Genomic DNA, 20,970 nt, shown 5'->3' with positions numbered 1-20,970 from the left:
GACCTACAGTTCAAGAAAGGTACGAATCATGGATCTCGGACTGAACGGCAAGACCGCCCTCGTCACCGGCGCCAGCCGGGGCATCGGGCTGGCCGTCGCCGAAGCGCTGGCCGATGAGGGCGTGCGCGTCGTGGGCGTGGCCCGCAATGTCACCCCGGAGCTCGAAAAGGTCGCGGCGGCAGCGGTTTCCGCCGATCTGAGCACCACCGAGGGCGCGCTGGCCGCGGTCGGGGCGGCGCTGTCCGAGCTCGGCGGCATCGACATCCTGGTCAACAATGTGGGCGGCGGCGACGCCGACCAGCTGACCCTGGGCGGGTTCCTGGAATCCTCGGACGAGCAGTGGCGAAAGCTGTTCGACCTCAACCTGTTCGGCGTCGTGACCACCACCCGCGCGGCCTTGCCGAGCATCATCGAGCGGCGCGGCGCGATCGTGACCGTGTCCTCGATCAACGCCCGGATTCCGGCGTCCGGCCCGGCGGGCTACAGCGAGGCCAAGGCCGCGCTCACCAACTTCGGCAAGCGACTCAGCGAGGAATTCGGCCCGCAGGGCGTCCGCGTCAACACGGTGTCGCCCGGGCCGGTCGGCACCGACATCTGGCGCGGCCCCGACCACCTCGGCGCGAAGCTGGCCGCGGCCAACGGCATGGACCACGAGCAGTTCCTGAACGCCATTCCGGCGCAGTTCAATATCGCCTCCGGCCGCATCGCCGAAGCGAAGGAGGTGGCGGCGCTGGTGACCTTCCTGACCTCCGAGCAGGCCGCCATCATCACCGGCGCGGACTATGTGATCGACGGCGGCATCATCAAGACGGTCTGACACACCGGTACGACAACGGCCCGCGTTCTCGAAAGGAACGCGGGCCGTTGATATTCGATCGACTACAGGTAGAGGCCGGTGCCGTGCTCGGGGTGGGAGTTGGCGACGGCGTGCAGATCGCGTTCGCGCAGCACGTAATACGCCTGCGCCTGGATCTCCACCTCGAACTGATCGTCGGCGCTGAACAGCACCTGGTCGCCGACGCTTACCGCGCGGACATGGGAACCCACGCCGCAGACCTCGCCCCACGACAGGCGCTTGGCCACCTGCGCGGTGGCCGGGATGAGAATGCCGCCACTGCTGCGCCGCTCGCCCGCCTCGGGGTTGAGCTTGACCATGACGCGGTCGTGCAGCATTTGGATCTCTAGCTTGGCATCGGACACGGCGGCAGTGTACTGCGCGAGTACGAGCGTTTACGCCCCGGTGCCCGCGTCCGGCCCGGCGGCCGGCGCCGCGGTCTCGGGCGCGACGATGCGGCGGATGGCGTCCTTGATCCAGGTGCGCTGCTCCTCCGGATCGGCGTCCACGCCGATGGTGAAGGCGTTGACCTGCGGGACGGCCAGCGGATAGTTGATCATCGACATGAGCAGCATCAATACCTGACCGGCCGGCATGTCCGCGCGCATCAGGCCCTTGCCCTGCGCCACCTCGACCTTCTCGCGCTTCTCCAGGTAACGGCCGCAGCGCAATTCGCCCGCCGAGGCGTGTTCCCGGCCCAGTTCCAGGGCTTCCCACTGCAGCAGGCGCAGCAGTTCGGGATGCTCGCGGTGGTAGTCGATGTGCTGGTCGATCCAGGTGTCGAGGTCCTCGATATCGGTGGTCACCGAGCCGGCCACGGCCAGCATGGTCTTCTCCAGCACCTGGTGGAAGAGCTTCTCCTTGTCGCCGAAGTAGGCGTAGATGAGCTGCTTGTTGGCCTTGGCATTGCGCGCGATGCGATCCACCCGCGCGCCGGCGATCCCGTACTGCGCGAATTCCGCGGTCGCGGCCTCGAAGATGCGCGCCTTCGTGGCCTCGGGATCTCTGGTGCCTGCCATGCCCTCGATGGTAACCAACCAATTGGTTGACAAGCCGGGGATCCCCGTGGAATATCTCTAACCAACCGGTTAGTTACAAGGCTCGAGTTTCCGGCGCAACGGCGCGCCCACCACCCCCATTCCCCCTTCACGCTCGGGAGAACGACGTGACCACCCTCGAAAACCGGCCTGCCGCAACGGCTCCCGTCGCGACCGGGCCCCTCGAGTTCGCCGCCCGCTGGCGCGCGCTGCCCGTCATCCTCAGTGCCATGTTCATGGCGATGTTCGACTGGTTCGTCGTCAATGTCGCCGCCTCCTCGCTGGAACACGACCTGCACGCCGGTGAATCGGCGCTGGAACTCATCGTCGGCGGCTACGGCTTCGCCTACGCCTCGGGCCTGATCACCGGCGGCCGGCTCGGCGACCTGCACGGACACCGGCGGCTGTTCGTGATCGGCATGCTCGCGTTCACCTTCGCCTCACTGCTGTGCGGGCTCGCGCCCAATGCCTGGGCGCTGGTCGCCTTCCGCGTTCTGCAGGGCGGCACCGCGGCGCTCATGGTGCCGCAGATGCTCGCGCTCATCAACACGCTCTTCCCGCCGCACGAACGGCCCAGGGCCATGGCCGCTTTCGGCGCAACCATCGGCATCGGCGCGGTATCGGGTCAGGTGCTGGGCGGGGTACTGCTCGACGCCGACCTGTTCGGGTGGGGCTGGCGCACCATCTTCTACATCAATGTGCCCATCGGGCTGATCGCCGCCGCCCTGGCCGCGCGCTGGCTGCCCCGGCACGAGCCGACCCACCGGCCGAAACTGGACCCGATCGGCGCGCTGGGCATCTCGGCCGCGCTGGCACTGCTGCTGGTCCCGATCACGCTGGGGCGTCCCGAGGGCTGGCCGGTGTGGACCTGGGTCAGCATGCTCGCCTCGATCCCGGTGCTGCTGCTCACCCTGCGCTACGAGAACCGGCTGGCCACGCGCGGCGGCGAACCCGTCCTCGACACCGGCATGGTGCGCGAACGCGGGTTCAGCCTCGGACTGGTGATCGCGGGCGGGTACCTGACCTTCTTCGCCGGATTCATGCTGTGCCTGACGCTCATGCTGCAGAACGGGCTCGGGCTCTCACCGCTCACCGCCGGGCTCGCCTTCGCGCCGCTGGGACTGTGCTTCGCGGGCAGCTCGTTCTTCCTCGCGCCGCGGGTCGCCGCCCGGATCGGCAATCGGGTCATGGTGGTGGGGACGCTCACCAGCCTCGCCGGGCTGGCGCTGACCCTGGCCGTGCTGGCCATCATGGGCCAGCACGTGACCGTGCTCGCGCTCATCCCCGGCATGATGATCGTCGGTACCGGCAATGGGCTGACCATTCCGTCGGTGGTCGGGGCCGTGCTGTCGTCGGGGATTCCGGCGCGGCAGGCCGGGATGGCGGCCGGCGTGCTGACCACCTCGCAGCAGTTCGGAAACGCCATCGGCGCAACGGTTCTCGGGGTGATCTTCTTCAGCGCCCTGGGCGCGCACCACGGGACCGGCGGCTACGTGACCGCCATGGAGATGGCCGCGCTCGGCGGGGCCGCGGTGCTGGCCGTCGTGCTCACCGCCGCACTCGCCCTGCCGAAGGCCGCCACCGCACAGTGAGAACTCCCGCTTGTCGTACGGGCTTCCGGACAAATCAGCCGGAAGCCCGTACGTTCCTGAGTGTGGACATCGATCTCGACACACTGAGCGGTCTGCTCCCGACGGGCATGGTGGTGACCGATCCGGACGTGCTGACCGGATATCGGCAGGATCGGGCGCTGGATCCGGAGGCCGGGACCGCGCTCGCGCTGGTGCGGCCGCTGACAACCGAGCAGGTCGCGGCCACCGTGCGGTGGGCGGCCGAGCATCGGGTGCCGATCGTGCCGCGCGGGGCCGGGACCGGACTGTCCGGCGGGGCCACCGCGCAGCCCGGGGCGCTGGTGCTGAGCACCGAGAAGATGCGGGAGATCAGCGTCGACACCGTGACGCGGACCGCGGTGGTGCAGCCGGGACTGCTGAACGCCGAGGTCAAGCGGGCCGTGGCCGAACACGGGCTGTGGTATCCGCCGGACCCGTCCTCCTTCGAGATCTGCTCCATCGGCGGGAACGCGGCCACCAATGCCGGCGGATTGTGCTGCGTGAAGTACGGCGTCACAACCGATTACGTGCTCGGCATGGAGGTCGTACTGGCCGACGGGACCACGGTGCGGCTGGGCGGGCCGCGGCTCAAGGACTCGGCGGGACTCTCGCTGACCAAACTGTTCGTGGGCAGCGAGGGGACGCTGGGGATCATCACCGAGCTGACCCTGCGGCTGCTGCCCGCGCAGCCCCCGCAGTCCACCGTGGTCGCCACCTTCCCCACGCTCACCGCGGCGACCGACGCGATCCTGGCCATCACCGGCCAATTGCGCCCCTCCATGCTGGAATTCATGGATTCGGTGGCCATCAATGCCGTCGAGGACGAGCTCCGCATGGGACTCGACCGGAACGCGGCGGGGCTGCTGGTGGCGCGGTCCGACGCCCCGGGCGAACACGCCGGGCACGAGGCGGACATCATGCTGGCCGCCTGCGAAAAGGCCGGGGCCACCGAGGCTTTCCGCACCGACGATCCGGAGGAGGGCGAAGCCTTCTGCGCGGCACGGCGATTCGCCATCCCGGCCGTGGAACGCAAAGGGCCGCTGCTGCTCGAGGACGTGGGGGTGCCGCTGCCCCGGCTCGGCGACCTGGTCACCGGCATCGCCGAGATCGCCGCGCACCGGCGGGTGCTCATCTCCGTCATCGCGCACGCGGGCGACGGCAACACCCATCCCCTGATCGTCCACGACCCCGCCGACCCGGAGGAGTCCGAGCGCGCGCACCTCGCGTTCGGCGAGATCATGAACCTGGCCATCGGCCTGGGCGGCACCATCACCGGCGAGCACGGCGTGGGCCGGCTCAAGAAGGCCTGGTTACCGGACCAGCTCGGCCCCGATGTGATGGCGCTCACTCGCCGGATCAAGGACGCGCTGGATCCGCACGGGATACTCAATCCGGGCGCGGTCCTCTGACCGTCCCGCCGGAACAATCCGCATCGCAAGGGAGTTCACACCGGTCATGAGTACGAAGCTGGAACACAACGCCGACGCGACCCGCTACGAGATCTACCTGGACGGCACTCTCGCGGGCTACGCCGACTACGCGGAGCGGGTGAATGGCGACACCAGGGTCCGCGACATCCAGCACACCCTCACCTTTCCCGAGTTCCGGGGCCGCGGCGTGGCCGCGCAGGTGGTGGAGTTCGCGCTGAACGACGCGCGCACGGACGGCTTCTCGATCATTCCCACCTGCTGGTACGTCGAGAAGTACATCGGGGAGCACCCCGAATACGCCGACCTGGTGGCCTAATTCGCGCGGTGGTGCCGACGCTGCCAGACCCGGAAATGCCGGTCGGCGCTGCCCACCATCGCCTCCCCCACCTTCGCGTCGTCGAACCCCGGTAGTGACTGCAGCTTGGCCAGGAACGCGGTGTCGGCGGCCGAGTAGGGCACCACACACCCCTTACCGGTCGCCCCGATCAACACGAAGAACACGTCCCCCGCGAACGGGCCGTCGGCCGCCGTAATGATCCGTACCTCTGCCAGTTCCGTCCACGCGACCTCTTCCACCCGTCCGTCGGCCAGTGTGCGCCGGACGAAGGTGTCGTTGATTTCGACTCCGGCCATGGCTCCATAGTGCCCCCGGCATCCCCACCCGAACAGTCCTCAAACCCGCGCTTTACCCGAGGAAGCCGCGAAGAGAGGTTCCGGCGAACCCTCCTGCCGCACATGGGCGGCGAGCCGATTGCCAGAGCAATCCTTCAGCTACTGAACAGATTTCGCCGCGTCGGCGGCCCGCGCGTCACGTGGCGGGCGGCGGGCTCCTGGAACCTGTTCGTCACCGAGGCCCATGTCGCGGCCACCGCCGAGGGCCCGCCGGCGGTCAGCTCCAACTCCGTCCCGCTGATCGGCGGCCTGCTCAGCGGCCTGTCCGCGCAGTAGTTCGCAGACGTCCGGCCCGGCACTCCCTCATCCGGGCCGAACGCAACGGAGGCGGCCCCGAGCCCAGCTCGGAGCCGCCTCCCGCGTGTCCGCCAGATCGAACAGCGATCAGCGCAGGATCTGACGCGACATGACGACGCGCTGGATCTGGTTGGTGCCCTCGTAGATCTGGGTGATCTTGGCGTCGCGCATCATGCGCTCCACCGGGAAGTCGGTGGTGTAGCCGGCGCCGCCGAAGAGCTGGACGGCGTTGGTGGTGACCTCCATGGCCACATCCGAGGCGAAGCACTTGGCGGCCGCGGAGATGAAGCCGAGGTTCTTCTCGCCACGCTCGGCGCGGGCGGCCGAGGTGTAGACCATGAGGCGGGCGGCCTCGATCTTCATGGCCATGTCGGCCAGCATGAACTGGGTGTTCTGGAAGTCGGCGATGGCCTTGCCGAACTGCTTGCGGTCCTTGGTGTAGGCGATCGCGGCGTCCAGGGCGCCCTGCGCGATGCCGACGGCCTGCGCGCCGATGGTCGGACGGGTGTGGTCCAGGGTCTGCAGGGCGGTCTTGAAACCGGTGCCGGGCTCGCCGACGATGCGGTCGCCGGGGACCTTGCAGTTCTCGAAGTACAGCTCGGCGGTCGGGGAACCCTTGATGCCCAGCTTGTGCTCCAGCGGGCCGACCACGAAGCCCTCGTCGTCCTTGTGGACCATGAACGAGGAGATGCCGTTGGCGCCCTTGTCGGCGTCGGTGACGGCCATGACGGTGTACCAGTCGGACCGGCCGCCGTTGGTGATCCAGCACTTGGAGCCGTTGATGATCCAGCCGTCGCCGTCGGCCTTGGCGCGGGTGCGCATGGAGGCGGCGTCGGAGCCGGCCTCACGCTCGGACAAGGCGTAGGAGGCCATCTTGCCCGCGACGATGTCGGACAGCACCTTGTGCTTGAGCTCCTCGGAGCCGTTCAGGATCAGGCCCATGGTGCCCAGCTTGTTGACGGCCGGGATGAGCGAGGAGGAACCGCAGACGCGGGCGACCTCTTCGATCACGATGCAGGTGGCGACCGAGTCCGCGCCCTGGCCGCCGTAGGCCTCCGGCACGTGCACGGCGTTGAAGCCGGCCGCGTTGAGGGCGGTCAGCGCCTCCTCGGGGAAGCGGGCGTTGCCGTCCACGTCCTTCGCGTAGGGGGCGATCTCCTTCTCGGACAGGCCGCGGATGGCCTCGCGCAGCTCGTGGTGGAAGTCCTCGAGCTGGAACAAGTTGAAATCGGGGTTGCCCGCCATGGGGTTCTTCTCCTGGTCTTCGGGGGATCGCCGCTGGTTGCCCAGCATCGCCAACTTGTGCGGCACTCAGTGCCAGTCGAAGTCGAGTATACGCCGCGAAATCGCAATTACGTGCGGGTACCTGCGTACTAATCCGTGGCACGCAGTGTCATTTGCGCCACTGTGGGCAGCTCACAGCGTATCGAGGCGACGGGCCAGCAGGTCCGCGACCTGCCGTGGCGAGAGATCGCGGGGAAACACCGCCACCACCATCTCGTCCGAGGCCGGCGCGGGCTCGCGTCCGCCGCGCGGAATCGCCGCCAGCGCCGCCCGCAGATCCGCCGGGCTCGCCGCCGACTCTCCCCGGACCATCCGCCGCAGCAGATAGTTGTGGGTTGCCGTCACCGCGGCCGTGAACTGCACCAGCTCCAGATCCGCGGTCCCCTGCAAGCGCCCGCGCAGATAGTCGGTGAACAACCGCTCGTATCGGAAGACCGTCACGATCTCCCGCTCCCGCAGTGTCGGCACCTGCCGCACCACCCGGTAGCGCCGGGCCGCGATCTCCCGCCACTGCGTGAACCGCTCGAACACCTCGACCACGGCCTCGCACACGGCATCCCACGGATCCCCCTGCGCCGCCTCCAACGGTGTGCTCTCCAAGAAGGCCCGCGCCTGCGCCAGCTGCGACTCGTGATCGGCGAAGACCACGTCCTCCTTGGACCGGAACTGCCGGAAGAAGGTCCGCCGGGAAATCCCCGCCGCTTCCGCGATCTCGTCGACCGTCGTTGCCTCGTAACCCTTTTCGGCGAACAGCCGTAGCGCCTGATCCACCACGGTGAGACGGCGCTGGGTCGAATCCGCGTCGGCGCGCGGCCGTGCGGGCTGGTCGGTAGGCATCCGCCAACGGTAGCGACCCGGGCGGGCCGTTCCGCACGCCACGGTCGACGGCGCGCGGAACGGTGAGGTCAGCTCGAGAGAAAGCTGACGTGTCAGCCCAGCAGTTTGGTGCGCAGCGCCTCGTCCTTCTCGAGGACCATTTGTTCCAGGCCGGCCTGGAAACGTTCCATGCGGGAACGCAATTCGGGGTCGGCGGTGGCGAGGATGCGGACCGCGAGCAGGCCGGCATTGCGGGCGCCGCCGATGGAGACGGTGGCGACCGGGACGCCGGCGGGCATCTGGACGATCGACAGCAGGGAGTCCATGCCGTCCAGGTACTTCAGCGGCACCGGCACGCCGATGACCGGGAGCGGGGTGGCGGAGGCGACCATGCCGGGCAGGTGGGCCGCGCCGCCCGCGCCCGCGATGATCACCTTGACGCCGCGGTCGGCGGCGTTCTTGGCGTAGTCGAGCATGCGCTGCGGAGTGCGGTGCGCGGAGACCACGCCGACCTCGAAGCGAATGCCGAACTCGGCCAGGGCTTCCGCGGCCGCCTCCATGGTGGGCCAGTCGGAGTCCGACCCCATGATGAGGCCAACCTGTGCGGTGTCAGTCATGGTGCGGATCCCATCCATCGGTCCAGATCGCGTGCGACATCCAGTGCGCCGCCCGCTCGGCTTTCTCCCGGGTCTCGGCCACGTCGTCGCCGAGGATATTGATGTGGCCGATCTTGCGGTCGGGGCGTTCGCCCTTGCCGTAGAGGTGCACCTTGGCCTCGGGGATGCGGGCCGAAAGATGGTGCAGCCGTTCGTCCATGGACATCTCGGGGGCTTGCGGCGCGCCCAGGATATTGGCCATGACGGTGACCGGGGCCAGCGGCCTGGTGCTGCCCAGCGGGTAGTCCAGGACCGCGCGCAGGTGCTGCTCGAACTGGCCGGTGCAGGCGCCGTCCATGCCCCAGTGGCCGGAGTTGTGCGGGCGCATGGCCAGCTCGTTGACCAGCAGCTCGCCGGCGTGGGTCTCGAACAGCTCCACGGCCATGGCGCCGGTCACGCCGAGCTCGGAGGCCAGGCGCAGGGCGAGCGCCTCGGCCTCGGTGGCCCTGGCCTCGTTCAGGTCCTGCGCGGGCGCGATGACCACCGCGCACTGGCCGTTGCGCTGCACGGTCTCCACCACCGGCCAGGCGGCGGCCTGCCCGAACGGGGAGCGCGCCACCATGGCCGACAACTCCCGCTTCAGGTCCACCTTGGCCTCGGCCATCAGCGAGACCCCGTGGGCCAGCTGGTCTTCGATGATCGGGGCGGCCTCGGCGGCATCGGCGGGCATCCACACGCCGCGGCCGTCGTAGCCGCCGCGCACCGCCTTGAGCACGAACGGCCAGCCGTGCTCGTCGGCGAAGGTCACCGCGTCGGCGACCGAGGTCACCTCGGTGTAGGCCGGGATCGGCACGCCCAGCTCGGCCAGCTTGCGCCGCATCCGGAGCTTGTCCTGGGCGTAGATCAGCGCCTGCGGCGGCGGCTGCACGTTCACACCCTCGGCGATGAGCGCCTCCAGGTGCGCGGTCGGCACGTGCTCGTGGTCGAAGGTCAGCGCGTACGAGCCGACGGCGGCCTTGCGCAGCGCGGCCAGATCGTCGTGGCTGCCGAGGACCACGTCCGGCGTCACCTGGGCGGCCGGGTCGTCGGGGCGCTCGGCGAGCACGCGCAGCCGCTGGCCCAGCGCGATGGCCGCCTGATGGGTCATGCGCGCGAGCTGGCCACCGCCGATCATGGTGACGGTGGGCATCGCGGAGGAATCGAAGGAACGGGCGCTCACGCTGCACCATGTTGTCATGACACCCACCCGCTACCGACTCGCGGGTCGCATGACAGGTATCTGCCCCGATTTGTACCGGCCGGACAGCGTGTGGACCAGAGACGTAGACTCGCTGGGTGTCATTTGTCGACAAAGTGGTCAACCGCCTGCCCACCCCCCTGCGGGCCCTCGCGGACCGCCATTACGAACTACTCAAGTTCGCGATAGTCGGTGCGACCACGTTCGTCATCGACCTGGGCATTTTCTACGTCCTCAAATGGACGATCATGGACACCAAGCCGACCGTGGCCCGCATCATGTCGGGCACCATCGCGGTCATCGTGTCCTACATCCTCAACCGGGAATGGACCTTCGACAAGCGCGGTGGGCGCGAGAAGCACCACGAAGCGCTGCTGTTCTTCCTGGTCAGCGGAATCGGCGTCGGACTCGCCGCGCTGCCGCTGTGGGTGTCGAGCTACGTGTTCGACCTCCGGCAGCCCAATGTGAGTTTCACCGTCGAGAACATCGCCGACTTCTTCAGCGCCTTCATCATCGGCAACCTGCTGCAAATGGCATTCCGATTCTGGGCCATGAAGCGGTGGGTGTTCCCCGACGAAATGCAGGAACTGCAAACCGAATTCGAGGACCTCGTCAACGAGGCCGAAGAACTCGTCACCGAGAACGAGGAGCAGCTGGGTCACAGCTGAGGGTGACGGTCAGGCGGACGCCGCCCGCCGGACTTTCCCCGATGGTCGCGGTACCGCCGTGCAAGCGGGATTGCTGCGCGACCAGGGCCAGACCCAGACCGCTGCCCGGCGTCGTGCTCGCCCGGTAGAACCGTTCGAAGACGCGCTCCCGATCCGGTGCCGGGATGCCGCGACCGTCGTCGTCGACGGTGAGGACGACGTGATCGTCGTCGCGCCGCGTCGCGATCTCGATGCGCCGCGCCCCGCCGTGCCGGACGGCATTGGTCACCGCATTGTCGATGATCGAACGCAGCCCCGCGGCCAGCCCGCGCAGCACGATGGGCTCCACCGCCTCGGTGTCGATGAGCACGCCGGGATTCGCGCGCCGGGCGTCATCCACCACCTGATCGATGAGCTGTCCGAGCTCCAGATCCTCCCGATCGGATTCGGTGGCCAGATCGCCCACCGCCAGCCGTTCCAGGGCCTGCAGGGTGGCCTCGACCGAACTCTGCGCACCCAGGATCTCGTCGAGAATCTCCGCGCGCTCGGCATCCGACAGCGGCATGGACCGCAGCACCTGCAGGTCGGTGCGCATGGCCGTCAGGGGCGTGCGCAGCTCGTGCGCGGCGGTGGCGGCGAAATCGCGTGCCGTGACCAGTGCTTCGCCGGTGTGCCGGCGCTCGGTTGCGATGCGCCCCAGCATGGTGTTCATGGCCTCGGCCAATTCCGTCGTCTCGCTGGCCACCGGATGACGCGGGGTCTGCAGGGCCAGCCCCTCGCCCAGCCCGGCCGTCGCCGCGGTCAGCCGCCGCAGCGGGACCACCGCCCGATGCGCGAAATACCAGCCCAGCACCGCCGCCAGCAGCACCGCGGCCAGTCCGATGAGCACGATCCGGATCCGCTGCTGCGCAGCCGAATCCGAGGCCACGCCGGTCGGCACGGTCACCGCCACCGGATGGCCGTCGAGCGCCACCGTGCGCGAGTATTCCGGCTCCGGACTGCCCGGCTCGCCGCGCACGATGAGCACCCCGGGTTTCGTGACGGCGGGCAGGCCCGGCTCGGGAGCAGCCGTGCTGCCGGGCACGGGGAGACTCGACAGCACGGGTTCCGGCAGCGACCGGCCGGGTTGCAGCTGGGCGGGGGCGAGCGCGATCGCGCTGACCACCCGGCCGACCTGATTCGCCGCGTCGTTCGGAGCGAACGCGAACAACACCACCGACATGGCGGCGACCACCACCGCGGCCGTCGCGGCGCTCGCCAGCGCGACCCGGGCGCGCAGCGACACCGGCCGTCGCGGCAGCCTGGTCACGGCTCGGTCCGCAGGACGAAGCCGACGCCGCGGACGGTGTGGACGAGCCGCGGGGATCCGGCGGCCTCGATCTTGCGGCGGAGGTAGGAGACGAACACATCGACCACCTTGGTCTGGGTTTCGAAGTCGTAGCCCCAGACCCGGTCGAGGAGCTGGGCGCGGGAGAAGACCTGCCCCGGCGCCGCGGCCAGCGCGGCGAGCAGATCGAATTCGCGTTTGGTGAGGTCGAGGGGCGTGCCGTCGACCCATGCACGCCGCGCGCCGGGTGCGATGGTCAGCGAGCCCACGGTGATGTGATCGTCGGTGACGTGGGCCGGGGCGGGGGCGCGGCGCAGCATGGCGCGCAGCCGGGCCACCAGTTCGCCCAGGTCGAAGGGCTTGGTGAGGTAGTCGTCGGCCCCGGCCTCCAGGGCGTCGATACGATCGGTGACCTCGGTGCGGGCGCTGAGCACGCAGATCGGGATGTCGTTGCCCAGTGAGCGCAGTGCCGTGACGACCTGCACGCCATCCAGATTCGGCATATTCAGGTCGAGCAGCATGGCCTGCGGGGCATACGCGGCGATCTGGCGGAGCGCGGCGGCCCCGTCCGCCGCGGTTTCGACGTCGAAACCCGACATCCGGAGCCCCCGCGCCACCGAGGACAGCACCCTGACATCGTCGTCCACAATCAGAATCCGGGGACCCGTCACAAGACCAGACGATACTGACGCGAGCTGAGAGCGGAGCCTCAGCGACCCGGGTTCACCACGATGGTCTGCGACGGTTTGCCGGGCAGGACCGCCACGCCCGGATCGCCCGGCTGCACGGTCACCACGCCGGGCGCCGGCAGGCCCGGCCGCACCGGGAGGGCCGGCACGGCGTCCGGGACCGGCGGCACACCCGGCTCGGCCTGGCGCACAGTCACATTGCCGTCGCGATCCTTGATGATCAGCACGCCCGGACCGGTGGGGGCGGCCGGGGGGACGGGCTCGCTACTGCCCGTATCCGCCAGTCCCGCAATCGAATCCGGCGTCGCGGCCTGCGCCAGCGCGGGCAGTGCCAGCGCCCCGAGGGCGGCGGTCCCGAGGACCGCGGCGGTCACGGTGCGGCGGACGGTGAAGATCGGCATGGCGTCTCCTGTTCTCTCGCCGGCGATCGGGCGCCGGCTCCGGTTGACGAATCCGAAGGTAGGAAGCGGATTCTCAGGACCGGCTAGCGAACGGTTAGAGAACGGATAGAAGATCAGCGCGGCTCGGTGCCGACCGCGATCGGCCGTGACGCCACCCCCGAGGAGCCGAGGAACACGGCGAACAGGGCGGGGCGGCGACGCTGGAGTTCCAGTCGCCCGCCGTCGGCTTCGATCAGCGCGCGGGCCAGGGCCAGACCGACCCCGGTGGAGCCCGCCGCCGAGAAGCCGCGGTCGAAGATGTGCGGCGCCAGCTCATCTCGCACGCCGTCGCCCTCGTCGGCGACCTCGACGACCACCAGCGGCTCGCGATCGTCCATGCGGCCCGTCACCGTGCGCACCGACACCGTGCAGGTGCCGCCGCCGTGCATGAGGGCATTGTCGACCAGCACCGCGAGCGCCTCGCGCAGGCGTGAACCCGTCACGGGCGCTTTGAGAGTCGGGTCGCCGAGCAGCACCAGCTTGCGCCCGGCCTCGGCGAAGGGATGCCGCCATTCCGCGACGACACTGCGCAATTCGGCCACGACCGGCAGCGGATCGCGTTCGGCCGCGCCCTCGTCGCGGGAGGCGCGCACCAGCTCGTCGATGGCGTCGGTGAGCCGATCCACCTGTGCCATGGCCTCTTCCGCCTCGTGCACCACCGCCGGGTCGGCGTGCGCGGACAGCTCGTCCAGGCGCAGGCGCACGGCGGTGAGCCGGCTGCGCAGCTGATGCGAGACATCGGCGACCAGGGCGTGCTCGCGCTGCAGCCGGCCCGCGATTTCCACTGTGGCCGAATCCAGGACGTCGGATACCCGGTCCAGTTCGGTGATGCCGTGGCGGCGCGGATCGGCGCGGAAGTCGCCCATGGCCAGCCGCGCCGCGCGGGCCGCTACGTCCCGCAGCGGGTCGGCCACCCGGCGCGCGGTCACCACCGCCACCGCGATGCCCGCGCCCAGCGAGATGAGCACCAGGCCCAGCACCGCGCCGAGCGCCTGCCGTTGCATGGAATGCATTGGGGCCGAGGGCACTTCCAGCCGCAGCGAGCCGTCGGTGCCCATCGACCAGGACTCCGAGAGCGGATCGCGCACCGTGTCCGCGCCGATGTCGACCTTCTTGTTGGGCTCGGTCGGCGTCGGATAGATGATGGTCAGCTTGCCGTTGGCCGGAATCAGCAGCCGCACCGCCTTGGTGTCCAGCTCGCCGTACACCACGCCGTCGCGCTCCTGGCGCGTCACCTCCTCGGAGATGCCGTCGAGCCGGTTGCGCAGTTCATTGCGGTTGATGTCCTCGACCCACTTCCAGGCCGTGAACGCCAGCGGCACACCGAGAACCAGAGTGGTGAGGGTCAAGGCGGCCACCATGGACAGCAGAATCCTGCGTCTCATCGTCGAGATGCCTCGCTTCGCCGGGTTTTCGGGGTTCGGACGCGCGCGGAACAGCACAACAAAAGGATTTCGAACTGAGCGGCTAGTCGGTATTGAACCGGAAGCCTACGCCGCGGACGGTCACGATACGCCGCTCGGCCACCGGCCCCTCGTCGCCGATCTTGCGGCGCAGCCACGACATGTGCATGTCCAGGGTCTTGGAGCCGCGCAGATCGGCGTCACCCCATACCTCGCGCAGGATCATCTCGCGCGAGACCACCTGCCCGGCCCGGTCGATGAGCACCTTCAGCAGCTCGTACTCCTTGTTCGCCAGGTTCACCTCGATGCCGTTCACCAGCACCCGGCGCGCGGCCGGCTCCAGCCGGATGCCGCCCACCTCCACCGCCTCGTCCCCGATTCCGCTGCGGCGCAACAACGCCCGCACCCGGGCCAGCAGCTCCGCCAGCCGGAAAGGCTTGCCCACATAGTCGTCCGCGCCGGCGTCCAGGCCGACCACGAAGTCCACCTCGTCGGTACGCGCGGTGAGCATGAGCACGGCCAGCTCGGCGCCGCGCGCCCGCACCTGGCGGCACACCTCGAGCCCGTCCATACCGGGCAGGCCGAGGTCCAGGATCAGCAGGTCGTGACCACCCTCGAGGGCCCGTTCGAGCACGGCGGGACCGTAGCTCTCCACGGTCACCGAATAGCCCTCACGGCCCAGCGCCCGCGACAGCGGGGCGGCGATGGCCTCGTCGTCTTCGGCCAGCAGTACTGCGGTCACGGCACCAGACTACGGGTACGCCCCGGCGGATCCGTAGAAGCCGCCACCGTTCGGATTGTTCTGCACCACATCGAAGACCTGGTGATAGAGCATCGCGTGCACCTGCTGCACATGCGGAATGTCGTCGTACTCCAGCGGATCCTCCGACGACGAACCGATGATCAGCGTGCCGGTACCCAGCATGCGATCGAACAACCCATGGCGGAACTGCACATTCGAGATCCGGTTCATCGGAATGTCGATGCCGGTGTGGGTGAGCACGCCCTGCCGGATCAGCACCCGCCGATCGGTCACGATGAAATGCGTCGACTTCCACCGGATCAGCGGAGCGAGGCTGCGCCACACCACGATCCCCAGCCACAACGCCAGAATGCCGAGCAGCAAACCGGTCTGGAGGGTGCCGCCGGTATTGCGCGCCGTCACCCCCGCGGCGAATCCGGCCAACGCGGTGACAAGGATGAAAGTCACAGCCGGCCAGAACAACATCTTCCAGTGCGGATGGCGGTGCAGCAGCAGCACCTCTTCGGGCGCCAATGCCTCCTCCGGATAACCCATGCCGAAACCCTATCGCGGCCGGATGCCGGAAGGCCGCACGACGATCTGCGGGCTGGGGCACAATCGTGCGGTTGCCGGTACCATCGGCAGGCACGAGTTGCCTTTCTTCCTAGTTGTACCGCGCAAGACCGTCAGGGTTTTCCCGAGCAGGACCATCCGGCTTCGCCGGTGATCGTCGACAGCAGGCTCTACCCGGTTGTGCCAGACACAGGAGGCGTGTGTGACCCGAGAGTTGACGCAGTTCCAGATACTTCGCGAGCTCGAACCGGTCGCCGAGGCGAATCTGAATCGGCATCTGTCGATGGCCAAGGAATGGCACCCGCACGATTACGTGCCGTGGGAGCAGGGCCGCAATTTCGCGGCCATGGGCGGCGAGGACTGGGATCCCGCGCAGTCGCGGCTGACCGAGGTCGCCAAGATCGCGATGATCACCAACCTGCTCACCGAGGACAATCTGCCCTCGTACCACCGCGAGATCGCCGAGAACTTCTCCCAGGACGGCGCCTGGGGCACCTGGGTGGGCCGCTGGACCGCCGAGGAGAACCGGCACGGCATCGTCATGCGGGACTATCTGGTGGTCACCCGTGGCGTGGATCCGGTGGCGCTGGAACAGGCGCGCATGATCCACATGACCAATGGCGTGCGGTCGCCCGCTGATTGGGGCGGCTTCCTGGAGAATGTCGCGTACGTGACCTTCCAGGAGCTGGCCACCCGGGTGAGTCACCGCAATACCGGCCGGGTCTGCAAGGACCCCGTCGCGGACCGCATGCTGCAGCGCATCGCCGCCGACGAGAACCTGCACATGATCTTCTACCGCACCCTGTGCGCGGCCGGCCTGGACCTGGCGCCCGACCAGGCGGTGGCGGCCATCACCAAGGTGCTCACCCACTTCGTGATGCCCGGCGCCGGCATGCCGAACTTCCGCCGCAACGGGGTCATGATGGCCAAGCACGGCATCTACGACCTGCGCCAGCACCTGGAGGAAGTGGTCGGTCCGGTGCTGAAGAATTGGAATATCTTCGAGCGCAACGACTTCGGGCCGCGCGGCGAGAAAGCGCGCGAGGAGCTGGCCGCCTATCTGGACAAACTGGGCCAGGACGTCGTCAAGTTCGAGGAACAGCGCGACCGCATGCTCGCCCGGGAAGCCGCCCGCGGCGAACTGCAAACGGTCTGACACCAGGGGGACGTTGTGTGCGATTGAAATAAATTCGGTTCGCTAAGGTGTCCCCCAGTGTGACGAGAGGAAATCCGTTGGGGGATGGCTACCTGGGCCGATACCGCCTCGACGAACTGCTCGGCAGCGGTGGGTCGGCGGAAGTGTGGCGTGCGCACGACACCGTGGCGGATCGCACCGTCGCGCTCAAAATGCTGGCACCGGTCCTGACCTCCGATCCCGAATACCGGCGGCGCTTCGAGCGGGAGGCCCGGGCCGCCGCACTGCTACACGGACCGCACGTGGTGCCCGTGCACAGCTACGGCGAGCTCGAGGGCCGGCTGTACATCGATTCGGAATTCGTGGACGGCCTCGATATCGAGGCCCTGCTCGAATGGGAGGGCCCGATGGCCGCGGACGCGGCCGTGGACCTCATCTCCCAGGTCGCCTCCGCGCTCGACGACGCCCACGCCGCCGGGCTGATCCACCGGGACGTCAAGCCGCAGAACATCATCGTCGCCCCCGACGACGTCGCCTACCTCATCGACTTCGGCACCGCCCTGCAGGACGGCCAGAGCGCCATCACCCAGACCGGCATGCTGGTCGGCACCCCCGCCTACATGGCGCCGGAACGCTTCGAGGGCGCCGCCTCACCGAGCTCCGACATCTACTCCCTGGGCTGCGTCCTCTACGAATGCCTCACCGGGCAGCGGCCCTTCCGGGTGCGTAATCCGGCGCAGCTCATGCGCGCTCACCTCGACCTCGCGCCCAAGCCGCCGTCCACCCTCGACGAGACCGTTCCGGCCGCCCTCGACGCCGTCGTCCTGCGCGCCCTGGCCAAGAAACCCGGCGAACGGTATTCCACCGCAGGCGAATTCGCCGCCGCCGCCAAGGCCGCCCTCGCCGCGCCCGCCGTACCGGCCGAGCCGGCTCCCGAGGCGCAGGTGACCGTGACCATCCCGAACCCGGCCGCCACCGACGCGCGCACCACCGCCCTCCCGCGCCCGGCGCCCGCCGCGGGAATCCCGGCCCGAATGGATATGCATACCGTCGCGCTGTCCAAGGAAGCCGATCTGGATCTGCCCGCCCGCCGCTGGACCCGGCAGCGACTGCTCGCCGCCGCGAGCTTCGCGGCCGCCGCCACCGCCATCGCGATCGGCGCCGCGTTGTTCACGAGCCGGGCCGCGGAACCGCAGCCCGAGCAGCGCGCCCGGACCTCGGCCGTACCGACCCCGAAAGTTCCTGTCCAGGCGGCGCTTCCACCGACCAACGAGCCGACGACCGAACCTCCCGAGGACCCCGCCGCCGCATCCGTCACACCGACGACGGACGACACACTGGCCCCCGCCGAACCGCCGGCCATCGACGCCCCGGCCGGCCCGCGGCTACCCGGACTCGAGATCCCCGGTCCCGGTCTGCCCGGTCCCGGCTTCACCCTTCCGGGCTTCCCCGGGCCCGCCGGCGGCAACCGCCACGGCGGTCGCCCGCACGGACAGAACAGCCAATAGTCCGCGCGCCGAACCTGTTCGGGAACCGGCGCGAATCAGGTTGCGGGAAAAGCGTTTCCGTCAGTACTCGGCGCGCAGATGGGTGACGTCGCCCGCCGAGACGGCGCGGTCACCGACCAGCAGCCTGCCGTATTCGTCTATGCCCGTGGCAATTCCGGTGAGAACCTCCCCACCGGGCAGCTCCGCGCGTACCTGCGCGCCGAGGGTGGCACACCGTTCGCGATAGGCCGCGGACAGCTCGGCGATATCCCAGCCGGACGCCTCCCAGGCGGTGAAGCGGCGGGCGAACTCGCGCAGCATCGCCTGCACCAGCACCGTGCGATCGATCTCGGGAGCCCCGGCCAGCAGCAGGGACGTGGCGTGCGGGACAGGCAGATCGGCCTCGGTGAGGGAGACGTTCAACCCGACCCCGACCACCACCGCCGGGTCCGCACCCGCTGCGGCGATCTCGGCCAGGATCCCGGCCAGCTTGCGGCCGTCCACCAGCACGTCATTGGGCCACTTGAGCACCGCCTTCACCCCGGCCACCGCGCGCACCGCGTCCACCACGGCCACGCCGGTGAGCAGCGGCAGCCAGCCCAGCACGGCGGGATCGATCCCGCGCACCCGCACCAGCAGCGACATGGCGATCTGCGCCCGCGCGGGGCTCACCCACCGCCGGTCGTGGCGGCCGCGGCCGTGTTCCTGCGACTCGGCGATCAGCACCAGCCGATCGGCACTCGAATCCGCGGCCCGCGCAACCAGATCCGCATTGGTCGACCCGGTCGACTCGACCACCTCGACGACCGAGAAGAAACCCAGCTCGGGCACCTCGGCAACACTCCGGCCCAGCACGTCAACATCCAGCGGCGACCTCTCCATGCACCGCACGCTACTCCCCCGCTCGCATCCACACGGCAACGACAAGGGGCGGGTCCGGATCGGACCGCCCCTGCTCGCCCGGCGCGCTACCGCGGCGCGGACACCGCCTGCAACATGCCCGCGAGGGCCTCGAACAGGCCGGCGAGCACCTGCTCGGAAATGTCCTCGCGCGCAGGCTCGGCCGCGTCGGACTCGGCGTCGGCGGACACGAGTACCGGGTTACCCACCCCTGCCACCGGGGTGCCCGGGACCGGCACCCGACCCGCACACGGCATCTCCGCGTACACAGCGGCGGCGTCCCCCGTCGATTCGCCGCCATCCCCGGTACGGCCGTCGCCCGTGAGCGGGGCTGTGCGCCCGCCGCCGCTCGCGCCGTCGTCGTCCGAGGTTTCACTGAATTCCGGATCGGTCATTGTCGGCTCCGGATCACGGGTCCGCCACGCGGTGAACGATGCCGCCGCTGCCCGATCTGCTTGGTGTTCACTCCAGCTCCACATAACCGCCTCCCCGGGTCGTCGGTTTCGGATGCGACTCCAGAGTGACCCACGACCGGGGCCGAGCACGACCGATTTTTCGGGTGCGGACGCCATCAAGGCTGGTAGATACGGACTTTCACGACGAAGATCGGTGTCCGGACCGGACAGCGGGACGCATCCGGCGGCTCGGATTCAGGCGTCGACCGGTTCCAGGCCGAGGGCGCCCGCGGTGAATCGGCGCACGGTCACCAGGCCGTCCGCCAGTGCGGCGTCGTATCCCGCACGGGCCCAGCCGGTCACGGTCGCGGTGCCGTCGGCATTGGGCCGCACACCGATCTCGGCGACCATCTCCGCGGTGGTGGGGATGCACACCGCCCACGAGAAGTGGGTCTCCTCAGCCCATTCGGCGCTGCGCCGGGCCACATAGCCGGGCTCGGTGATGCCGGAGTCGGCCAGGGCGGGCCGGTCGTCGATGCGCTCGTCCGCACGCAGCGCACGCAGATACCAACTGCCCGCATTGATCTCGATGGGCTCCATCAGTCCTCCGATCCCCGATCCAGTCGCCGCTGCCGCCGGCGCTCCCGGTGCTCCCGCCGCTGCCCCGGATTGCCGCCGCCGTACAGCACCGCGCCCGCCAGCGGGATCAACAGGAACATCCACCACTGGTGGGTCACGAAGAAAAGGATCAGCGCGATGATCGGAACGACCGGCATCACCCGATCGCGCCAGTGCGCACCGAACCGCGACTCCCGTTGCGCCGGAACGCTCTTCTCCGCCACCGGCTCCGGCAGATCGGTGAACACCCGCTCGAGGTCACCGCGCGTCAGGGCGGCGGCCACGACCCCACTGCGCTCGTCGAACTCCGCGACGCTGAGCCGGCCCGCCGCGAAATGATCGGACAGCCGCTTCATCGCGTCCTCACGCTCGGCGGTGCCAATACGGATCTCGGGTGGTTCAGCCATGCCATGACATTAGCGCGAGTGGCCGCCCACCTGCAGGTGAGCGGCCACTCGGTGACTTGCGTTGCGCTACTTGACGCGAATGGTGTTGCGCTACTTGATCTCGGCCAGGACGGTGCCCTGGGTGATGGCGGCGCCCGCCTCCACCGAGAGACCCGTGATGACACCGGCCTTGTGGGCGGTGACCGGGTTCTCCATCTTCATGGCCTCGAGCACGACCACCAGGTCGCCCGCCTCGACGGACTGTCCCTCTTCGACCGCGACCTTGACGACGGTGCCCTGCATCGGGGCGGTCACGGCATCACCGGAGGCGGCACCGGCGCCCGCGCCACCGCGCTTGCGCGGCTTCGGCTTCTTGCGCACCGCACCACCCACGCCATTGCCGGAAGCGGCCGT

At 69.3% G+C, this 20,970-nt stretch carries 26 protein-coding genes; 8 read left to right on the top strand and 18 right to left on the bottom strand.

Annotation, left to right across the window (positions count from 1 at the left end; all coding sequences use genetic code 11):
- The first annotated feature begins 28 nt into the window (after window positions 1-28).
- Entirely contained in the window at window positions 29-817 is a 789-nt protein-coding gene (locus ACFXKA_RS31880; protein ID WP_379430132.1) for an oxidoreductase, read from the top strand.
- A gap of 62 nt (window positions 818-879) precedes the next feature.
- Here the strand turns inward: ACFXKA_RS31880 and ACFXKA_RS31875 are convergent, their stop codons facing one another.
- Together ACFXKA_RS31875 and ACFXKA_RS31870 are read right to left on the bottom strand one after the other, a co-directional pair.
- Window positions 880-1,200, bottom strand: coding sequence for a co-chaperone GroES (locus ACFXKA_RS31875; RefSeq protein ID WP_328601883.1), 321 nt, complete (start codon window positions 1,198-1,200; stop codon window positions 880-882).
- 30 nt (window positions 1,201-1,230) lie between these two features.
- Entirely contained in the window at window positions 1,231-1,854 is a 624-nt protein-coding gene (locus ACFXKA_RS31870) for a TetR family transcriptional regulator (protein ID WP_379430131.1), read from the bottom strand.
- Window positions 1,855-2,000: 146 nt separating this feature from the next.
- On the opposite strand from ACFXKA_RS31870, the gene ACFXKA_RS31865 reads away from it, so the two are divergent.
- From ACFXKA_RS31865 to ACFXKA_RS31855, 3 genes are all read left to right on the top strand, one after another.
- Window positions 2,001-3,464 carry an MFS transporter gene (locus tag ACFXKA_RS31865; protein WP_379430130.1) on the top strand — a complete coding sequence of 488 codons (1,464 nt, stop codon included), beginning with the start codon at window positions 2,001-2,003 and terminating at the stop codon, window positions 3,462-3,464.
- Window positions 3,465-3,571: 107 nt separating this feature from the next.
- Complete coding sequence (locus ACFXKA_RS31860; RefSeq protein ID WP_379430187.1) at window positions 3,572-4,891, top strand: FAD-binding oxidoreductase; 1,320 nt, start codon at window positions 3,572-3,574, stop codon at window positions 4,889-4,891.
- Window positions 4,892-4,937: 46 nt separating this feature from the next.
- Entirely contained in the window at window positions 4,938-5,228 is a 291-nt protein-coding gene (locus tag ACFXKA_RS31855; protein ID WP_379430129.1) for a GNAT family N-acetyltransferase, read from the top strand.
- On the opposite strand, the gene ACFXKA_RS31850 is transcribed toward ACFXKA_RS31855, so the two are convergent.
- A complete protein-coding gene (locus ACFXKA_RS31850; RefSeq protein ID WP_354830095.1) occupies window positions 5,225-5,545 on the bottom strand; it encodes a hypothetical protein in 321 nt (106 codons plus the stop codon). The genes ACFXKA_RS31855 and ACFXKA_RS31850 overlap by 4 nt on opposite strands.
- Before the next feature lie 102 nt (window positions 5,546-5,647).
- Here ACFXKA_RS31850 and ACFXKA_RS31845 point away from each other — a divergent pair, with 102 nt between their 5' ends.
- On the top strand, window positions 5,648-5,860 hold the full coding sequence (locus ACFXKA_RS31845) for a hypothetical protein (protein ID WP_379430128.1): 213 nt from the start codon (window positions 5,648-5,650) through the stop codon (window positions 5,858-5,860).
- A 108-nt stretch (window positions 5,861-5,968) separates the two neighbouring features.
- Here the strand turns inward: ACFXKA_RS31845 and ACFXKA_RS31840 are convergent, their stop codons facing one another.
- The 4 genes from ACFXKA_RS31840 to ACFXKA_RS31825 all read right to left on the bottom strand — a co-directional run bounded on the left by ACFXKA_RS31840 (window position 5,969) and on the right by ACFXKA_RS31825 (window position 9,814).
- Window positions 5,969-7,126, bottom strand: coding sequence for an acyl-CoA dehydrogenase (locus ACFXKA_RS31840; RefSeq protein WP_354831566.1), 1,158 nt, complete (start codon window positions 7,124-7,126; stop codon window positions 5,969-5,971).
- Window positions 7,127-7,297: 171 nt separating this feature from the next.
- Window positions 7,298-8,002, bottom strand: coding sequence for a TetR family transcriptional regulator (locus ACFXKA_RS31835; RefSeq protein WP_379430127.1), 705 nt, complete (start codon window positions 8,000-8,002; stop codon window positions 7,298-7,300).
- A 92-nt stretch (window positions 8,003-8,094) separates the two neighbouring features.
- Window positions 8,095-8,598 (bottom strand): 5-(carboxyamino)imidazole ribonucleotide mutase, encoded by a 504-nt coding sequence (gene purE, locus ACFXKA_RS31830; protein ID WP_379430126.1) that lies wholly within the window; start codon window positions 8,596-8,598, stop codon window positions 8,095-8,097.
- Window positions 8,591-9,814 carry a 5-(carboxyamino)imidazole ribonucleotide synthase gene (locus ACFXKA_RS31825; protein ID WP_379430125.1) on the bottom strand — a complete coding sequence of 408 codons (1,224 nt, stop codon included), beginning with the start codon at window positions 9,812-9,814 and terminating at the stop codon, window positions 8,591-8,593. Before ACFXKA_RS31825 ends, purE begins: the two co-directional genes overlap by 8 nt.
- Window positions 9,815-9,912: 98 nt before the next feature.
- Here ACFXKA_RS31825 and ACFXKA_RS31820 point away from each other — a divergent pair, with 98 nt between their 5' ends.
- Complete coding sequence (locus tag ACFXKA_RS31820; RefSeq protein ID WP_354830101.1) at window positions 9,913-10,482, top strand: GtrA family protein; 570 nt, start codon at window positions 9,913-9,915, stop codon at window positions 10,480-10,482.
- Here the strand turns inward: ACFXKA_RS31820 and ACFXKA_RS31815 are convergent.
- The 6 genes from ACFXKA_RS31815 to ACFXKA_RS31790 form a co-directional block, all read right to left on the bottom strand.
- Window positions 10,448-11,770: an ATP-binding protein gene (locus ACFXKA_RS31815; RefSeq protein WP_379430124.1), complete on the bottom strand. Its 1,323-nt coding sequence runs from the start codon at window positions 11,768-11,770 to the stop codon at window positions 10,448-10,450. The two genes, ACFXKA_RS31820 and ACFXKA_RS31815, sit on opposite strands and share 35 nt — an antisense overlap.
- Entirely contained in the window at window positions 11,767-12,459 is a 693-nt protein-coding gene (locus tag ACFXKA_RS31810) for a response regulator transcription factor (RefSeq protein WP_354830105.1), read from the bottom strand. The genes ACFXKA_RS31815 and ACFXKA_RS31810 overlap by 4 nt, the downstream gene beginning before the upstream one ends.
- Window positions 12,460-12,497: 38 nt before the next feature.
- Window positions 12,498-12,878: a hypothetical protein gene (locus ACFXKA_RS31805; protein WP_379430123.1), complete on the bottom strand. Its 381-nt coding sequence runs from the start codon at window positions 12,876-12,878 to the stop codon at window positions 12,498-12,500.
- Between the two features lie 113 nt (window positions 12,879-12,991).
- Window positions 12,992-14,302 (bottom strand): HAMP domain-containing sensor histidine kinase, encoded by a 1,311-nt coding sequence (locus ACFXKA_RS31800; RefSeq protein WP_354830109.1) that lies wholly within the window; start codon window positions 14,300-14,302, stop codon window positions 12,992-12,994.
- An 82-nt stretch (window positions 14,303-14,384) separates the two neighbouring features.
- Window positions 14,385-15,062, bottom strand: a complete 678-nt coding sequence (locus tag ACFXKA_RS31795; protein WP_354830111.1) for a response regulator transcription factor — start codon at window positions 15,060-15,062, stop codon at window positions 14,385-14,387.
- Between the two features lie 9 nt (window positions 15,063-15,071).
- On the bottom strand, window positions 15,072-15,617 hold the full coding sequence (locus ACFXKA_RS31790) for a PH domain-containing protein (protein WP_354830113.1): 546 nt from the start codon (window positions 15,615-15,617) through the stop codon (window positions 15,072-15,074).
- 220 nt (window positions 15,618-15,837) lie between these two features.
- Here ACFXKA_RS31790 and ACFXKA_RS31785 point away from each other — a divergent pair, with 220 nt between their 5' ends.
- Window positions 15,838-16,791 carry an acyl-ACP desaturase gene (locus tag ACFXKA_RS31785; RefSeq protein ID WP_354830115.1) on the top strand — a complete coding sequence of 318 codons (954 nt, stop codon included), beginning with the start codon at window positions 15,838-15,840 and terminating at the stop codon, window positions 16,789-16,791.
- 59 nt (window positions 16,792-16,850) lie between these two features.
- A complete protein-coding gene (locus tag ACFXKA_RS31780; protein ID WP_379430122.1) occupies window positions 16,851-18,278 on the top strand; it encodes a protein kinase in 1,428 nt (475 codons plus the stop codon).
- A 60-nt stretch (window positions 18,279-18,338) separates the two neighbouring features.
- On the opposite strand, the gene ACFXKA_RS31775 is transcribed toward ACFXKA_RS31780, so the two are convergent.
- The 5 genes from ACFXKA_RS31775 to ACFXKA_RS31755 form a co-directional block, all read right to left on the bottom strand.
- Window positions 18,339-19,139 carry a biotin--[acetyl-CoA-carboxylase] ligase gene (locus tag ACFXKA_RS31775; protein ID WP_379430121.1) on the bottom strand — a complete coding sequence of 267 codons (801 nt, stop codon included), beginning with the start codon at window positions 19,137-19,139 and terminating at the stop codon, window positions 18,339-18,341.
- 86 nt (window positions 19,140-19,225) lie between these two features.
- Window positions 19,226-19,552 (bottom strand): hypothetical protein, encoded by a 327-nt coding sequence (locus ACFXKA_RS31770; protein ID WP_379430120.1) that lies wholly within the window; start codon window positions 19,550-19,552, stop codon window positions 19,226-19,228.
- A gap of 255 nt (window positions 19,553-19,807) precedes the next feature.
- Window positions 19,808-20,152, bottom strand: a complete 345-nt coding sequence (locus ACFXKA_RS31765) for a hypothetical protein (RefSeq protein ID WP_379430119.1) — start codon at window positions 20,150-20,152, stop codon at window positions 19,808-19,810.
- Window positions 20,152-20,577 carry a DUF1707 domain-containing protein gene (locus tag ACFXKA_RS31760; RefSeq protein WP_354830123.1) on the bottom strand — a complete coding sequence of 142 codons (426 nt, stop codon included), beginning with the start codon at window positions 20,575-20,577 and terminating at the stop codon, window positions 20,152-20,154. Before ACFXKA_RS31760 ends, ACFXKA_RS31765 begins: the two co-directional genes overlap by 1 nt.
- A gap of 90 nt (window positions 20,578-20,667) precedes the next feature.
- A partial coding sequence (locus ACFXKA_RS31755; RefSeq protein ID WP_379430118.1) for a biotin/lipoyl-containing protein occupies window positions 20,668-20,970 on the bottom strand: 303 nt, incomplete at its 5' end.

Origin of the sequence: Nocardia sp. NPDC059228, assembly GCF_042754245.1 — a bacterium.
Taxonomy (GTDB): Bacteria; Actinomycetota; Actinomycetes; order Mycobacteriales; family Mycobacteriaceae; genus Nocardia.
This window is presented reverse-complemented; position numbering and strand designations above follow the sequence as displayed.